At 34.8% G+C, this 15,469-nt stretch carries 15 protein-coding genes and 1 pseudogene; 14 read left to right on the forward strand and 2 right to left on the reverse strand.

Annotation, left to right across the window (positions count from 1 at the left end; all coding sequences use genetic code 11):
- The first annotated feature begins 99 nt into the window (after positions 1 to 99).
- The 5 genes from pncB (at position 100) to ACGH6P_RS00725 (ending at position 6,304) form a co-directional block, all read left to right on the forward strand.
- Complete coding sequence (pncB, locus tag ACGH6P_RS00705) at positions 100 to 1,293, forward strand: nicotinate phosphoribosyltransferase (protein WP_411596486.1); 1,194 nt, start codon at positions 100 to 102, stop codon at positions 1,291 to 1,293.
- Positions 1,294 to 1,456: 163 nt separating this feature from the next.
- The gene (gene asnS / locus ACGH6P_RS00710) at positions 1,457 to 2,860 is read left to right on the forward strand and encodes an asparagine--tRNA ligase (protein ID WP_065558865.1); all 1,404 of its coding nucleotides are present in this window, start codon (positions 1,457 to 1,459) and stop codon (positions 2,858 to 2,860) included.
- A gap of 287 nt (positions 2,861 to 3,147) precedes the next feature.
- On the forward strand, positions 3,148 to 4,275 hold the full coding sequence (locus tag ACGH6P_RS00715; protein ID WP_267352316.1) for a porin: 1,128 nt from the start codon (positions 3,148 to 3,150) through the stop codon (positions 4,273 to 4,275).
- A gap of 293 nt (positions 4,276 to 4,568) precedes the next feature.
- Entirely contained in the window at positions 4,569 to 5,711 is a 1,143-nt protein-coding gene (locus ACGH6P_RS00720) for a porin (RefSeq protein WP_267352315.1), read from the forward strand.
- A 134-nt stretch (positions 5,712 to 5,845) separates the two neighbouring features.
- Positions 5,846 to 6,304, forward strand: a complete 459-nt coding sequence (locus ACGH6P_RS00725) for a methylglyoxal synthase (protein WP_267352314.1) — start codon at positions 5,846 to 5,848, stop codon at positions 6,302 to 6,304.
- A 427-nt stretch (positions 6,305 to 6,731) separates the two neighbouring features.
- Here ACGH6P_RS00725 and ACGH6P_RS00730 read toward each other — a convergent pair whose 3' ends face one another.
- Positions 6,732 to 7,511 carry a class II glutamine amidotransferase gene (locus tag ACGH6P_RS00730; protein WP_267352313.1) on the reverse strand — a complete coding sequence of 260 codons (780 nt, stop codon included), beginning with the start codon at positions 7,509 to 7,511 and terminating at the stop codon, positions 6,732 to 6,734.
- Complete coding sequence (gene lpcA, locus ACGH6P_RS00735; protein WP_267352312.1) at positions 7,512 to 8,090, reverse strand: D-sedoheptulose 7-phosphate isomerase; 579 nt, start codon at positions 8,088 to 8,090, stop codon at positions 7,512 to 7,514. It abuts the gene before it with no gap.
- A gap of 384 nt (positions 8,091 to 8,474) precedes the next feature.
- Here lpcA and ribE point away from each other — a divergent pair, with 384 nt between their 5' ends.
- From ribE to tatC, 9 genes and pseudogenes are all read left to right on the forward strand, one after another.
- Positions 8,475 to 8,945 carry a 6,7-dimethyl-8-ribityllumazine synthase gene (gene ribE / locus ACGH6P_RS00740; RefSeq protein ID WP_411589901.1) on the forward strand — a complete coding sequence of 157 codons (471 nt, stop codon included), beginning with the start codon at positions 8,475 to 8,477 and terminating at the stop codon, positions 8,943 to 8,945.
- Positions 8,946 to 8,949: 4 nt separating this feature from the next.
- The gene (gene nusB, locus ACGH6P_RS00745) at positions 8,950 to 9,369 is read left to right on the forward strand and encodes a transcription antitermination factor NusB (RefSeq protein WP_065558858.1); all 420 of its coding nucleotides are present in this window, start codon (positions 8,950 to 8,952) and stop codon (positions 9,367 to 9,369) included.
- 21 nt (positions 9,370 to 9,390) lie between these two features.
- Complete coding sequence (locus tag ACGH6P_RS00750) at positions 9,391 to 10,449, forward strand: TrmH family RNA methyltransferase (protein ID WP_267352311.1); 1,059 nt, start codon at positions 9,391 to 9,393, stop codon at positions 10,447 to 10,449.
- Between the two features lie 161 nt (positions 10,450 to 10,610).
- Positions 10,611 to 11,546 (forward strand): multifunctional transcriptional regulator/nicotinamide-nucleotide adenylyltransferase/ribosylnicotinamide kinase NadR, encoded by a 936-nt coding sequence (gene nadR, locus ACGH6P_RS00755; RefSeq protein ID WP_267352310.1) that lies wholly within the window; start codon positions 10,611 to 10,613, stop codon positions 11,544 to 11,546.
- A gap of 61 nt (positions 11,547 to 11,607) precedes the next feature.
- Positions 11,608 to 12,384: a bifunctional demethylmenaquinone methyltransferase/2-methoxy-6-polyprenyl-1,4-benzoquinol methylase UbiE gene (gene ubiE / locus ACGH6P_RS00760; RefSeq protein ID WP_220216630.1), complete on the forward strand. Its 777-nt coding sequence runs from the start codon at positions 11,608 to 11,610 to the stop codon at positions 12,382 to 12,384.
- Between the two features lie 13 nt (positions 12,385 to 12,397).
- On the forward strand, positions 12,398 to 13,939 hold the full coding sequence (ubiB, locus tag ACGH6P_RS00765) for a ubiquinone biosynthesis regulatory protein kinase UbiB (protein ID WP_411596487.1): 1,542 nt from the start codon (positions 12,398 to 12,400) through the stop codon (positions 13,937 to 13,939).
- Between the two features lie 69 nt (positions 13,940 to 14,008).
- Complete coding sequence (tatA, locus tag ACGH6P_RS00770) at positions 14,009 to 14,230, forward strand: twin-arginine translocase TatA/TatE family subunit (protein WP_267352308.1); 222 nt, start codon at positions 14,009 to 14,011, stop codon at positions 14,228 to 14,230.
- Between the two features lie 3 nt (positions 14,231 to 14,233).
- Positions 14,234 to 14,569: pseudogene (gene tatB, locus ACGH6P_RS00775) on the forward strand (Sec-independent protein translocase protein TatB); the annotation flags it as partial.
- Positions 14,569 to 15,315 carry a twin-arginine translocase subunit TatC gene (tatC, locus tag ACGH6P_RS00780; protein ID WP_267352306.1) on the forward strand — a complete coding sequence of 249 codons (747 nt, stop codon included), beginning with the start codon at positions 14,569 to 14,571 and terminating at the stop codon, positions 15,313 to 15,315. The pseudogene tatB and the gene tatC, both read left to right, overlap by 1 nt.
- Positions 15,316 to 15,469: the final 154 nt, after the last annotated feature.

Consider the following 15,469-nt stretch of genomic DNA (forward strand, 5'->3'; position numbering starts at 1 on the left):
AGCCTAATGAAGATAGGTTATTATATATTTAATCTATATCTTCAATATTATTCTGCTATAATCTCTAGAATTTTTTTAGAGTATTAACAACAAAAAGACATGTTACCAGCTATAATTACATCAATCTTAGATACTGATGCTTATAAGTTGCATATGCAGCAAGCCGTTTTTCATCATTACCCAGATACCACTGTCGTTGCGGAGTTTCGTTGTAGAAGTGATGATTTATTAGGTCAATATGCTGATGAAATAAAACATCAAGTCAAATTAATGGAATCATTAACGCTTTCCGATGATGAATTTCAATATCTATCTGGCATCTCCTTTTTTAAATCTGATTATTTAAACTGGCTCAAGAATTGGCGTTTTAATAGTCAATTATTGACGATAACTAATCAAGAAGGAAGACTTGATATAAGAATTGAAGGAAAGTGGCTGGATGTAATTTTATGGGAAGTCCCATTACTGGCAGTTATTAGCGAAATAGCACATAGAGATCGTTCTCCTAATATTGGCGTGTCGGAAGCTATAGCCCAACTCAAAAATAAATTGACAAGATTTAACGAGCAAACTGCAAATATGGATATGTCGGGCTTTAATTTAATGGATTTTGGAACCCGAAGGCGTTACTCATTTGCCGTACAATCAGCTGTTGTCGATTACCTAAAAAACCATTTTGACAATTTTCATAGTACCAGTAACTATTTACTGGCTTATCGACTAGGACTTACCCCTGTTGGTACTCAAGCACATGAATGGTTTCAAGCTCATCAGCGATTAACCCCAACTTTGCAAGATTGCCAAAAAACAGCGCTTAAAGTTTGGTTAGAGGAATATCCTCAAGATTTGGGGGTAGCCCTAACAGACTGTATTACCATGGACGCATTTTTGCGTGATTTTGATACTTACTTTGCTAATCACTATCAAGGATTACGCCATGATTCGGGTGATTCGATTGAATGGGGTGAAAAGGCGATTGCCCATTACCAACAATTAGGGATTGATCCTAAAACAAAAATGTTAGTATTTTCCGATAGTTTAACTTTTGACAAAGCGATAAAGATTTATCAACATTTTCATCATCGAGTAAAATTGTCTTTTGGTATCGGGGGCTTTCTGGCGTGTGATATTCCGTCTACTGAAGCAAATACCAAAGCCTTAAATATCGTATTGAAATTGACGCAATGCAATAATCAGTCTGTTGCAAAATTGTCAGACAGTCCAGGTAAGACAATATCGCAAGATTTAGCTTTTATTAAGGAATTAAAAAGAACGTTTAACGTTAATCATTAAACTTATTTTTATAAAAAACGTAAATCAAATTATAAATGTTTTATTTAAAAATTTAATTTAATGCCAACTGAGACTAAAGTTAGGTAACTAAGTGGCATTTAGAATATACTTGTATTATTTTTAATACTATTTAACTTAATTAATATAGAGATGGATAATTAAAATGAATTCAGTTGCTCCTATTGTTGATGTGTTACAAGGCAAAATTGCTGTTGGTAGCACTATTTCTGTTCAAGGCTGGGTAAGAACACGCCGTGATTCGAAAGCCGGTATTTCATTTCTAGCTGTTTATGATGGTTCGTGCTTTGATCCCATTCAAGCTGTTATAGAAAAAGATCTACCAAATTATGAACAAGATATTTTACGGTTAACGGCAGGTTGTTCAGTTAAAGTAACAGGTAAAGTTGTTGAATCTCCGGGACAAGGACAAAAATACGAGCTACAAGCAACACAAGTTGAGGTTTATGGATTTGTTGATGATCCTGAAACTTACCCAATGGCTGCTAAACGTCATTCAATTGAATATTTACGAGAAGTTGCTCATTTAAGAGCAAGAACCAACATTGTTGGCGCGATTACTCGTGTACGTCATACATTAGCGCAAGCCATTCACCAATTTTTTGATGAACGAGGCTTTTTTTGGCTTTCTACGCCAATTATTACCGCATCAGATACTGAAGGTGCAGGTGAAATGTTCCGTGTATCCACCCTTGATATGTTAAATCTACCTAAAACTGACAAGGGGAAAGTCGATTTTGATAAAGATTTCTTCGGAAAAGAAGCTTTTTTAACGGTGTCAGGGCAATTAAATGCAGAAACGTACGCTTGTGCATTGTCTAAAGTTTATACTTTTGGGCCAACTTTTAGAGCTGAAAATTCCAATACAACACGCCATTTAGCTGAATTTTGGATGATGGAACCTGAAGTTGCGTTTGCTGATTTAAATGATAATGCAAAACTTGCAGAAGATATGTTGAAGTATGTCTTTAAAACCGTGCTTGAAAAACGTGCTGATGATATGCAATTTTTTGCTCAGCATATTGATAAAGAAGCAATCAATCGTTTAGAAAACTTTATTAATGCCGATTTTGCTCAAGTTGATTACACCGATGCCATTACTATTTTACAAAACTGTGATGCCAAATTTGAAAATCCAGTGAGTTGGGGAATCGATTTAGCGTCAGAGCATGAACGTTATTTAGCTGAACAGCATTTTAAAGCGCCTGTCGTTGTTAAAAATTATCCAAAAGATATTAAAGCATTTTATATGCGTATGAATGACGATGGTAAAACGGTTGCTGCAATGGATGTGTTAGCGCCAGGCATTGGCGAAATCATTGGCGGATCGCAACGTGAAGAGCGTTTAGATATGTTAGATAAGCGCATGGACGAAATGGGGCTTAAAAAAGAAGATTATTGGTGGTACCGTGATTTACGTCGATATGGTACTGTTCCTCATTCTGGATTCGGTCTTGGATTTGAGCGCTTAATTGTTTATGTCACTGGCGTACAAAACGTAAGGGATGTGATTCCTTTCCCAAGAACGCCACGAAATGCAAATTTTTAACTGGTATAAATAAACAAACATTTTTGGATGTTTATGATAAAACGCAAATTAGTGATAATTAGCAAATATGTATAAATTATAATCAAACGGTTTCGTTTTTGGGGTTAGACATCAAAATTAACGAAAAGTTCACTTGCTTTTAAAAAATTTTTATACATAATTTACACTACTGTAAAAAGTGGAAGAAAATAATAGTAATATTATTTTTGGATGAATAATCATTGTACATAAATAGGCACTAAACTTTTCAGTTAGTGTCTTTTAATAAATAACCATGAGGGTAAGAAATGAAACGTAATCTATTAGCAATCGCTATTCCTGCACTTTTAGTTGCAGCTAGCGCAAATGCATCTATTGAAGTTTGGAACAAAGATGGTAATAAAGTAGACTTTTACGGTCGTGTAAAAGCAGCTAACCACATCACTGATCGTGGTCAAAAAGATGAAGGTGACGATACTTCTGCTCGTTTAGGTATGTCAGGTCAAACTCAAATCACAGATTGGTTATCTGGTTATGGTCGTTGGGAATATGAAGCTAAATCTGGTAAAAATTCAGATAACGAAGTTCGTTATGCATTTGCTGGATTAAATTTTGGTGACTTCGGTTCATTTGATTATGGTCGTAATGATGGCGTATTAAAAGCAATTACTGCATATACTGACGTATTACCAGAATTTGGTGGTGACGCTGCAAACAACAATTGGAACGTGCTTTCTGCTCGTACTAAAGCTGTAGCAACTTACCGTAACAATAACTTCTTTGGTTTAAATGATGATATCAGCTTTGCTGTACAATATGCTGATAATGGTGATAACTCACTTACTAAAGATAATATTCGTGGTGAATCAAGAGAAGCTTGGGGTACAAACGTTCAATGGAACATTTTTGACACAGGCTTAACTGCAGGTATTGGTTATGCTCAATCAACTTCAAGTGATCAACGTCACAATACTTGGGCTACTGGTATTAAATACGATAACTATAATTTATATTTAGCTGCTAACTATTTCCAAAGCAAGTTAAAAAATCGTTATATCGATCATAAAGGTCATATTGCAGATGAAAAAGTTAAAGGTATCGAATTAGTTGCTCAATATGGCATTGAATTAGATGTAGGTCGTTTAACTCCATCTTTAGCTTATGTTCAACATAAACTAACAAGTGGTTATGATGGTGATAATAAAGCGCATTACCGTTCAGGATCTCATAGCTCACCTATGGCTAAATACGTATCTTTAGGTGCAACTTATGATCTTAACAAAAATTTCAGCGCTATCGTAGAATATAAATTTAATCTACTTGACCATAAAGACATTGGTGCAGCGATGAATACGACTAATAATCGTGGTCATAAGAAAGCAAATACTCCAGGTACAAAAGATGTGTTAGGTGTTGGTTTAATCTACCAATTCTAATTCTTCTTAAATTATAAAAAAGGCACTTAGGTGTCTTTTTTATCGCCTTTTGAATTTATTCCCGCCCAAAAAAACATTTTATGCTTAAAAAAATTTATTGTAGGTACTAAAATAAACTAAATTTCGTAGAAATTTACTTATTTGCATTGTTTATCTGCAATGTAAGCAGAAATCTTATATCTAATACAAGATATCACAGTAATAATATAATTGCTTAATTTTGCAGTTATTTATTAACCGAGAGCAAAGTAATTTGCATCTTTAAAAATATAAATACCTATGAGGGTAACAAAATGAAACGTAATCTATTAGCAATCGCTATTCCTGCTCTTTTAATTGCAGGTACTGCAAACGCTTCTATTGAAGTGTGGAATAAAGACGGCAATAAAGTCGATTTTTATGGTCGAGTTTATGCATTAAACTATATTACTGACAGAAACAACCAAACAGGCGAAGGTGATAAAACGACTGCACGTTTAGGTATGTCAGGTCAAACTCAAGTTACTGACTGGTTATCTGGTTACGGACGTTGGGAATACGAAGCTAAAACTGGTAAAAATGCTGACAACGAAACTCGTTATGCATTTGCTGGTTTGAATTTTGGTGATTTTGGTTCATTCGATTATGGTCGTAATGACGGTGTGCTAAAAACTTTAACTTCTTATACAGACGTTTTACCAGAATTTGGTGGTGATGCTTCAAATAATGATCTTTATGCATTATCTGCACGTACTAAAGCTGTAGCAACTTATCGTAATACTGATCTATTCGGTTTAGTTGATGGTTTACGCTTTGCTGTTCAATATGCTGATAACGGTGATAACAGCTCAACTAGCCATTTCAATGCAGTGAATCGTAACAACGGTCATGATAGTGCGGAAGCATGGGGTTCTGTTATCGATTGGGATGTGCTTGATACTGGTTTATCTGTTGGTGCTGGTTACACTCAAACTAGTGGTCACAAAAATGCTAAAGCATGGTCAGCAGGTATCAAATACGACAATGACAATGTTTATTTAGCTGCGCTATATATTCAAGGTAAACAAAAATATGGTTGGGATAATGCATCATCTAACCACAATGCAGATGACTTAAAAACCAAAGGTATTGAAATTGTTGCTCAATACGGAATCGACTTCGATATTGGTCGTTTAACTCCATCTGTTGCTTATATCCAACACAAAGTTAAAGATGCTTCTAGCTATTCTAGCGATGCAGGGCTTAAAGGTAATGACCTTGTTAAATATGTTGATGTTGGTTTAACTTATGCATTCAACAAAAACTTACAAGCTATTGTAGATTATAAAATCAACTTGTTAGATAAAGATGATATCGGTGCACGTCGTGCATTATATGATAGCAGCACATTTAGCAAATCAGAAATTAAAGCGACAACAAAAGATACTGTTGCACTTGGTTTAATCTATCAATTCTAATTAATTGCAATTTGATATTTTTGAAAGGCACTTCGGTGCCTTTTTTATTGTCCCTAATTTAATCAAATAAAACTTGAATTTTAATTGATACTCTGTTAAAAACATCAGCAATAATAATAGATTAGGACAACATTATGCGTTATACCACTCGTCAGTTAGCTGCCAAAAAAAATATTGCTTTAGTCGCACATGATCACTTAAAAGAGTCATTATTAAATTGGTGTAAAAAAAATCGAGAAGAGCTTTCTCATCATCATTTATGTGGTACAGGAACTACGGGAACATTAATTAAACAAGAAACAGGTCTAAATATTACACCTATGCTTAGTGGCCCTATGGGTGGCGATCAACAAATAGGCGCATTAATTGCCGAAGGAAAAATTGATATTCTTATCTTTTTTTGGGACCCGCTCAATGCGGTACCACACGATCCTGATGTCAAAGCTTTACTTCGTTTATCAACGGTCTGGAATATTCCGGTTGCGACTAATCAAGCAACCGCTAATGCACTGATTCAATCCTCCATTTTTACGCAAGAAATAGAAATTGAAATTCCTGACTATCAAGGTTATTTAGCTGAAAGATTAAAATAATTGCCAATATAATCCCAAATACTACATAACAGAAAGGGCAAATATTGCCACAGAAAAAGGGTCTAACATGCCGGCTTTATTGTTAATGTCTTTTGGGATTCTGATTATTGGTATTACAAAAACATTATTGGTAGTACCACTTTTAATTGCATTGTTTAAATGAGGTATTTTTATTGCCAAGCCTGTAAGAGAATGTTGAACAACAAATCAGAGTAATTTAAAAGTAAAACTATTGCGTGGGATTGAATTAATTCGAATTGGCTATGGCGAAGTTTGTTGGCTTATACCTATCGCCGTTTATTTATATAAGTTGCTCGATATAAAAATCGGATTTTGGTATGCAACTTTAATAATTTTAATACTAATCGAATTGACAGTTGTCGGCTTTCTACAGTATTAATTTAAAATAAAGTTTCAATATTGTGAGTTAAAATGAAGAAAACGGATTAATTTCCCCTTTATTAAATAAAATCGCTTCTCCAGTATTCAGCTTGTACCATGTTTCATTAGAAGTTAATGGCAACGTTGAAATGATTGTGACGATATCATTAGGCGTAGTGTGTTTTTGAAAATCAATTTCAACATCTTCGTCAAGAAGTTTTGCTTTTCCGAAAGGTGCTTTACGTGTTATCCAATGTAAGTCAGTTGAACAATAAGCAAAAACATATTGACCGTCAGAGAGTAACATATTAAATACCCCAAGTTGGCTTAGTTTGTCAGCGCATTGCTTAATATAGCTGAATACTTCCAGATCATTACTGGGTTTTTGCGGATATTTCTTGTGAAGTTGATTAATGAGATAACAAAATGCATATTCACTATCAGTCAGACCTACAGGTTCAAATATCCCCATATCAAGATCTTCATAACCTGTTAGCTGCCCGTTATGGGCAAAAGTCCAATTTTTTCCCCATAACTCACGCGTAAAAGGATGCGTATTTTCAAGTGCTACGCCTCCTCGATTTGCTTGGCGAATGTGGGCTATGACTGCTTTTGACTTTATTGGATACTGTTGAACAAGTTTGGCAATAGGCGAATAACTGCAAGGTTCAGGATCTTTAAATGTACGGCACCCCTTACCTTCATAAAAAGTAATACCCCACCCATCTTTATGCGGGCCCTTATCACCACCACGTTTGACTAAACTGGTGAAACTAAAACAGATATCTGTTGGCACATTCGCACTCATGCCCAATAATTCGCACATTTACTTGCTCATCTCTTTTTCGATTAGCATGATTAAAATGTGAATCACTTTAATATGAATTTCTTGAACACGATCAGCATAACCAAAATGGGGAACTCGAATATCCACATCAGCAAGACCATGCATTTTACCGCCATCTTTACCGGTTAACGTAATCACTTTCATCCCTTTTTGTTTTGCTGCTTCAATTGCTTTTAGCACATTAGCAGAGTTACCTGAGGTAGAAATACCTAGTAGTACATCACCTTTTTGACCTACACCCTCGATATACCGAGAAAAAATCGAATCAAACCCAAAATCATTACCTACACACGAAATATGACTAACATCAGATATCGCTATTGCAGGATAAGCAGGGCGATTGTTGCGATAACGTCCTGTTAACTCTTCTGCAAAATGCATAGCATCACAGTGAGAACCGCCATTCCCACATGATAGCACTTTACCACCATGTTTGAACGAATCAGCCAATAATATAGCGGCTTGCTGAATATGTTCTAAATTTTTATCATCTGAAATAAATTTATTTAACACATCAGCTGCTTCATTTAACTCATTTCGAATATTATCAATATACATTAATCTTACCCTCATAAAAAATTTAGCCACCATTGTAATTCTTTCAAAATAGCTTGCAAGTACTAAAAAATAAATTTAATTCTCATTCATTTTTTTATTTTTCATGACTGGTCAATTAAAACATCGTCTTGAAAATAAAAACTAAAATGAGTGATCAGTCTTAAAACATCAATTATTCTAAATTGATTATCTACAATATGAGCTTAATTAAATTATTTTTAAAAATAGTACAGTCTTATTTTTAGATATTTGATGTAAAGATCTTGCTCGTAGCGCTATTTGCTAATAGGAGAAATCTGCAGTTTGTGATACAATTTGGCAGTTATTTTTTCACGAATAAAGATAGTGAAATTGCATTTAAAAATCAATTGATAAGGAATTAGTATGCAAACTATTGAAGCTAAAGTTATCGCACCAAAAGCAAAAGTTGCCATTATTGTGGCACGTTTTAATCATTTTATAAATGATAGTCTTGTTAATGGCGCTACCGATGCATTAAAACGTATTGGGCAAGTCGATGATAAAAACATTACAGTCATTTGGGTACCTGGTGCTTATGAGATCCCACTAGCGGCAAAAGTTGCAGCACAATCCAAAAAATATGATGCAATAGTTGCATTAGGAACCGTGATTCGAGGTAGTACGGCGCATTTTGATTTTGTTGCTGGCGAATCAAGTTCTGGTTTATTAAGTGCAAGCCTAGATTATTCGATCCCAGTTGGATTTGGTATTTTAACAACTGAATCTATAGAACAAGCTATTGAACGTGCAGGCACAAAAGCGGGTAATAAAGGTGCTGAAGCAGCATTAACTGCGCTTGAAATGCTAAACGTTATTAAAGCAATTAAGGAGTAAGTTAGTGGCATCAGTCAATCCTCGTCGTCGAGCAAGAGAGTGTGCGGTACAAGCAATATACTCTTGGCAAGTTTCCCGAAATGATCTTGCCGATGTTGAGACCAGTTTTATTGCAGAACAAGATATGAAAGGCGTTGACTCCAAGTATTTTCGAGAACTCTTAAATGGGGTGGGTAAAAATACAGCAGAGTTAGATGATAAAATGGCGCCATACCTCACTGAACGTACAGTTGAAGAGCTAGGTCTAATTGAATTAGCAATATTGCGAATTGCGCTATATGAATTAACCAAACGCCAAGATGTACCGTACAAAGTCGTGATTAATGAAGCAATCGATCTAACAAAAACGTTTGGTGCTGCTGATAGCCACAAATTTGTTAACGGTGTATTAGATAAAATAGCTCCAACCATTCGTACACGATAACTGACCAAAAGTGAGATTGAAATGAACAACAATTCTGAAAAAAATAAACCAACCATTTTTTATGCGAAGAACAGTGAACCTCAGAAACGTTCTCGCTCAACTCAGCAGAAAATGACGGGTCGTAAAGACAATTTTAAAAAAGATTCATTTCAGTCTAAAACCAAAATTAGACAATCAGTAAATGACCGTATAGAAGTATTTAAACCTAAAACCAATAAACCCGGGACAGAAAAACTGAATCGTAATTTAGAATCAAATTTTAAGTATGGTCAATTTGTCGAGCATGATTCCCCATGGCAGAAAAAAGTTCGTGATAATGAGCAAACGCCTACTTATGGTTATGATGAATATCGTCAACGTAAAGAAGAAACCCTCGTTTATAGTGAAAACAGTTGTAAAGCTGTTTTCAAACATCGACGCTCAGCAATCGTCAAATTATTTATTACTCAAGATATGACCTATCAGTTTAAAGATTTAATTAGCTGGTTAGTCAATCAACGTTTAGGCTATGATGTCGTATCGGTTGAACAAATTGCGAAAATAACCCAAACGGAGCATCATGGTGGGATCTGTTTAATTGTTAAAAAACGTATACCACTTACATTAGTCGATTACCTCGAAAAAAATAGTGGCAAAAACCAAGATTGTGTTTTAGCAATTGATGATGTGAATAATCCCCATAACTTAGGTGGAATTATTCGAAGTGCCGCATTTTATGGTGTAAACGGGGTCATATTGCGTCAGACTAATTTACTCAATAGTGGCGCAGCAATGCGTATTGCCGAAGGGGGAATCGAAGCGATTGAGTCTATAAAAAGTGATGACTTTGTTGCTTCGCTTGAACGATTAAAACAACATGATTATCAGATTGTTGCCTTATTACCATGCCCGGTTAAGTCAATTAAATCGAGTGAATTACACCAAATTAAATTCAATAAAAAAGTCGCTATCGTTATTTTTCAACAAATTAATCGAAAACTGGTAGAATGTGCAGATGTAGTTGTACATTTACACGGTAATGATAATATGGCGGCACTAAATATTTCTGTTGCTACAGGTATCTTATTATCAACATTATAATTAAAAAATATGATTACTTTATTTTTGCTCAAAACATTAATACCTATAAAGGTTAATGGGATTTGATAAAATAGAGTATATGTTAAATAGCATCAATTGGTTAGAAAATGAATATTTTTTCTGTAGATTGTTAACAAGTTTTAAATGCATTGGTAAGCGGTATGGAGTCTAAACATAAAGTTGGTTTAATTTTTGGTAAGTTTTATCCTCTACATAGTGGACATATATATTTAATTGAAAAAGCGATGAGTCAGGTCAATGAATTACATATTTTTCTTGGTTGTGAACCATCACGTGATCAACAACTGTTTGACAAAAGCCATTTATCAAAACAACCTAAAGTCAGTGATCGATTCACATGGCTGAAAGAAACCTTCAAAGACCGTCATAATATTCATATTCATGTTTTAGATGAAGCTGGAATCCAGTCTTATCCAAATGGCTGGAAAGACTGGAGTGATCGTGTCAAACTTATTTTGAATGAATATAAAATCAAACCAACGGTTATATTTACCAGTGAACCTCAAGATATAAAAAATCATGAGCTTTATTTCGGTTGCCCAGCAATTATTATTGATGCTGATCGCAACTTTATAAATATTAGTGCTACTCAAATACGCGAAAACCCCTACCAAAATTGGTCTTTTATTGCACAAGCTGCCAAGCCTTTTTTTGTCAGAAAAGTGGCGATTATAGGACAAGGAATATTTAAAGAACTCCCAATACAGCTCGCTAATATTTATAACACGCAATACGTATCAAATGGCTATATTAATTATATCGAGCGGGAATTAACAAACTCACATAATAAGCGTTATTTGAGTGAGGCTGATTACCTTAAAATTGCAATGTTACATGTTGAACGGATATCGAGTGCTGAAGTACAGGCTAATAAATTACTGTTTGCTTCAATCGATTTTGATACGTTAGCACATTATTATCAGCAAGTGTTTGATAAAGAACATCAAGTTTTAAACGCATTAAAAGAAAATTATCATTTTGATTTGGTCATCCATGAAAAAGATTTTGACCCAAATCTTTCATCATTAGAATATTTTGAAACCGTATCCAATATGGTCGAAAGGTTGTTGATTTAGTTCATCACTTTTATTCTGGCTTATGCTAAAATAGCCTAAATCTTTGTGATGGGTAAATTTTATGTCTCAATCTTCTGACAAACAAAATAACGATAATCAAGAAAAAATAGATTTTGGTTTTACGCAAGTTTTAAAACAAGATAAAGTAAAACGTGTTGCGGATGTCTTTCATTCCGTTGCCGACAAATATGATGTAATGAATGATTTAATGTCATTTGGTATTCATCGTATTTGGAAAAAAATTACCATTGAATATAGCAGTGTGCGTAAAGGTCAAAAAGTATTAGATCTTGCTGGTGGCACTGGAGATTTAACTGCAAAATTCTCACAATTAGTCGGCGATGACGGATTAGTGGTGCTCGCTGATATCAATGAATCCATGTTAAAAGTTGGACGCGAAAAGCTTCGAGACAAAGGATTATTCAAAAATATTGAATATGTGCAAGCTAACGCTGAAGAGTTACCTTTTGCGGACAATTTTTTTGACTGTATTACCATTTCTTTTGGTCTACGTAATGTGACTGACAAAAATAAAGCGTTACAATCCATGTGGCGAGTATTAAAACCTGGTGGTCGTTTATTAATTCTTGAATTTTCCAAACCGCAATACCCAATTTTAAATAAAGCTTATGATCTTTATTCATTTACTATGTTACCGTTAATGGGCAAAGTTATTGCGAATGATGCTGACAGTTACCGTTATTTAGCCGAATCAATTCGGATGCATCCTGATCAAAAAACATTGAAAAAAATGATGGAAGATGCAGGATTTGTAGATGTCAAATATCACAACATGACAGGTGGTATTGTGGCGTTACATACTGGTTTTAAATTTTAAGCGATGAAATCTAATGACATTTTTCAGACTCTATAAAATATTAACCGTTTTTCGTGCATATCAATTAAATGAATTATTGCCAACTAATCGATTTTCAAAGTGGTTACCAATTTTAATATCATGTTTATTTTGGATAAGGCCGAAAGCAAAACATGAAGAAATTGGCGAGCGATTACGTCAAGCATTGCAAGAGCTTGGGCCAGTCTGGATAAAATTTGGTCAAATGATATCAACTCGTCGAGATGTGCTTTCTAAAGATATTGCAGACAGTTTAGCTAAATTACAAGACCAAGTTGATCCTTTTGACGGGAAGGTGGCAAAACAATTAATCGAAAAAGCACTAGGTCAGCCAATTGATCATTATTTTTCAGATTTTGATGAACAACCATTGGCATCGGCATCGATTGCACAAGTTCATACAGCCATATTAAAACGCAGCCAAGCTGAAATTGTCATTAAAGTATTGCGTCCTAACATTATACCAGTCATAAAAGCGGATATTGGCTTAATGTATTGGCTTGCCAAACAGTTTACTAAACGCATTAAGTTCGGTGCAAAGTTACGAGCAATTGAAATCGTACGTGATTATGAACTTACCTTAATGAAAGAGTTAGACTTAAAACAAGAAGCTTATAATACCATACGCTTACGTGACAATTTTATTAATAGCAACATATTATATATACCTTACATTTATCAAGAACTCTGTCGAGAAAACATCTTAGTTGAGGAACGCATTAAAGGTGTGCCAATTGGTGATAGCCAAACACTTAAACAACACAACATTGATATGAAGTTACTTGCTGAACGAGGTGTTCAAGCTTTTTTCACGCAGGTTTTCAAAGATAATTTTTTCCATGCTGATATGCATCCGGGCAATATTTTTGTTGACATTACCGAGCCACAAAACCCCCGTTACATTGGAATTGATTGCGCTATTATTGGAATTTTAACAGAAGATGATCAGTACTATCTTGCTGAAAATTTCCTTGCCTTTTTTAATCAAGATTATCGCAAAATAGCTGAAACCTATATTGCATCGGGTTGGGTTCCTGAATCTACCGATCCGATTGCTTTTGAAATGGCTATGCGCAACGTATGTGAACCTGCATTTGCAAAACCGTTGGCTGAAATCTCATTCTCACAAATTTTACTAAAATTATTTGATGTTGCCAGACGATTTGAAATGGAAATTCAACCACAATTAATCTTGTTGCAAAAAACGCTATTTTATATTGAAGGTTTGGGGCGTCAACTATATCCAGAACTCGATTTATGGCAAACCGCTAAACCATTCTTAGAAAAATGGTATGAAGACAAATATAGTGCTAAAACAATTATTCAGCAAGCATGGGCTTCATTACCACAATGGCGAACGCTCTTGCCCGAACTGCCTGCAAAACTTAATGATTACGCACGCATGACAAAACAGATGAATCATCAAATTAGACAGATTAATCACGAACTAACGTGTCGAAAAAAACGAGAACGAATTTTATACAGTGCAATAGGAATACTCATTATATCATTTATCTCTATGCTAATTATTCATTAGATGAGTTATTTGGGAATCTGATAATTTAAGTGTATAATCAAATCACAAATGACGTCGGAGATAATTATCATGATGCCAAGTTGGCCTCAATTACTCATATTAATTGCAGTTATTGTATTACTGTTTGGAACCAAAAAATTACGCTCATTAGGTTCGGATCTTGGTGCATCAATTAAAGGCTTTAAAAAAGCAATGAATGAGGATGATGATAAAAAAACATCAACAGAACAACCAAATAAAGTTGAAACTGTAGACTCCTCTAACGATGAACAAACGACAAAAAAAGAGTAGGTTGTGTTCGATATCAGCTTTGGTCAATTATTATTAGTTTTAATTATTGGACTGGTTGTATTAGGGCCAGAGCGTTTGCCTATTGCAATTAAAACCGTTGCAGGTTGGATTAAAGTATTACGACGAATGTCGGCAACGGTTCAACTTGAACTCAACAAAGAGCTAAAACTGCAAGAGTTACAAGATAGTTTAAAAAAAGCAGAACAAAGTGGTTTAACCAACTTAACACCTGAAATTCAAGAATCAATTGATGATTTAAAACGTGTGACAGAATCGTTACAAAAAGAGATTGATTCAGCAACCCAAACCGATATTGAAAACCCAAATAAAGACAAACCATGACAGACGACGCATCTCAACCTTTAATTGGACACCTTGTTGAACTCAGAACACGACTTTTACGTTGTATTATCTGCATTTTATTGGTTTTAATTTGTCTACTTTACTTTTCTAATGATATTTATCACATCGTTGCTAATCCGTTAATTAGTCAATTACCTACAGGTAGTAGCATGATTGCAACTGATATCGCAGCCCCTTTTTTTACACCGATTAAATTAACGGCAGTGGTGGCGATATTTATTTCTATTCCCTATGTACTTTATCAAGTGTGGGGATTTGTTGCACCCGCGTTATATCAAAATGAAAAACGTTTAGTCGTGCCACTGATTATATCAAGCACAGTGTTATTTTATATAGGTATTGCTTTTGCTTATTTTGTGGTATTCCCACTTGCATTTTACTTTTTTATCCACACAGCACCGATTGATGTTGCAATCAATACCGATATCACCAAATATCTTGATTTTGTTATGACGTTATTTGTGGTATTCGGATTTGCTTTTGAAGTCCCTGTCGCCATTATACTACTCTGTTGGACTGGCGTGACCACACCAAAAAGTCTACGGAAAAAAAGACCTTACATCATTGTGGCTGTGTTTGCCGTTGCTATGTTTGTTACCCCACCTGATGTGTTTTCGCAAATATTATTAGCGATACCAATTTGTTTACTTTTCGAAATTGGGACTTTTTTCGCCCGTTTTTATCAACCCCGTAAACATGATGAAGACGAAAATAATGAATAACAAACACAATAAATACGGGCTTTGATGCAAGCAAAGAAAGCACAAAAGTACAAATATTGAGACTGGCATAAAATTACGTCAACAATAGGAACACTTGTCCCTTCTATAAACCGATCCTAAGGGGGCGGCATCGACCAATACCGACAAAAAACGA

This window comes from Gilliamella sp. CG25 (genome assembly GCF_046635705.1).
GTDB classification, from domain to species: domain Bacteria; phylum Pseudomonadota; class Gammaproteobacteria; order Enterobacterales; family Orbaceae; genus Gilliamella; species Gilliamella apicola_I.

What these genes read in the sequence shown, in the direction of transcription:
- pncB (WP_411596486.1), top strand. Translation starts at nt 100, where the DNA reads ATGTTACCAGCTATAATTACATCAATCTTAGATACTGATGCTTATAAG.
- asnS (WP_065558865.1), top strand. Translation starts at nt 1,457, where the DNA reads ATGAATTCAGTTGCTCCTATTGTTGATGTGTTACAAGGCAAAATTGCT.
- ACGH6P_RS00715 (WP_267352316.1), top strand. Translation starts at nt 3,148, where the DNA reads ATGAAACGTAATCTATTAGCAATCGCTATTCCTGCACTTTTAGTTGCA.
- ACGH6P_RS00720 (WP_267352315.1), top strand. Translation starts at nt 4,569, where the DNA reads ATGAAACGTAATCTATTAGCAATCGCTATTCCTGCTCTTTTAATTGCA.
- ACGH6P_RS00725 (WP_267352314.1), top strand. Translation starts at nt 5,846, where the DNA reads ATGCGTTATACCACTCGTCAGTTAGCTGCCAAAAAAAATATTGCTTTA.
- ACGH6P_RS00730 (WP_267352313.1), bottom strand. Translation starts at nt 7,511, where the DNA reads ATGTGCGAATTATTGGGCATGAGTGCGAATGTGCCAACAGATATCTGT.
- lpcA (WP_267352312.1), bottom strand. Translation starts at nt 8,090, where the DNA reads ATGTATATTGATAATATTCGAAATGAGTTAAATGAAGCAGCTGATGTG.
- ribE (WP_411589901.1), top strand. Translation starts at nt 8,475, where the DNA reads ATGCAAACTATTGAAGCTAAAGTTATCGCACCAAAAGCAAAAGTTGCC.
- ACGH6P_RS00750 (WP_267352311.1), top strand. Translation starts at nt 9,391, where the DNA reads ATGAACAACAATTCTGAAAAAAATAAACCAACCATTTTTTATGCGAAG.
- nadR (WP_267352310.1), top strand. Translation starts at nt 10,611, where the DNA reads ATGGAGTCTAAACATAAAGTTGGTTTAATTTTTGGTAAGTTTTATCCT.
- ubiE (WP_220216630.1), top strand. Translation starts at nt 11,608, where the DNA reads ATGTCTCAATCTTCTGACAAACAAAATAACGATAATCAAGAAAAAATA.
- ubiB (WP_411596487.1), top strand. Translation starts at nt 12,398, where the DNA reads ATGACATTTTTCAGACTCTATAAAATATTAACCGTTTTTCGTGCATAT.
- tatA (WP_267352308.1), top strand. Translation starts at nt 14,009, where the DNA reads ATGATGCCAAGTTGGCCTCAATTACTCATATTAATTGCAGTTATTGTA.
- tatC (WP_267352306.1), top strand. Translation starts at nt 14,569, where the DNA reads ATGACAGACGACGCATCTCAACCTTTAATTGGACACCTTGTTGAACTC.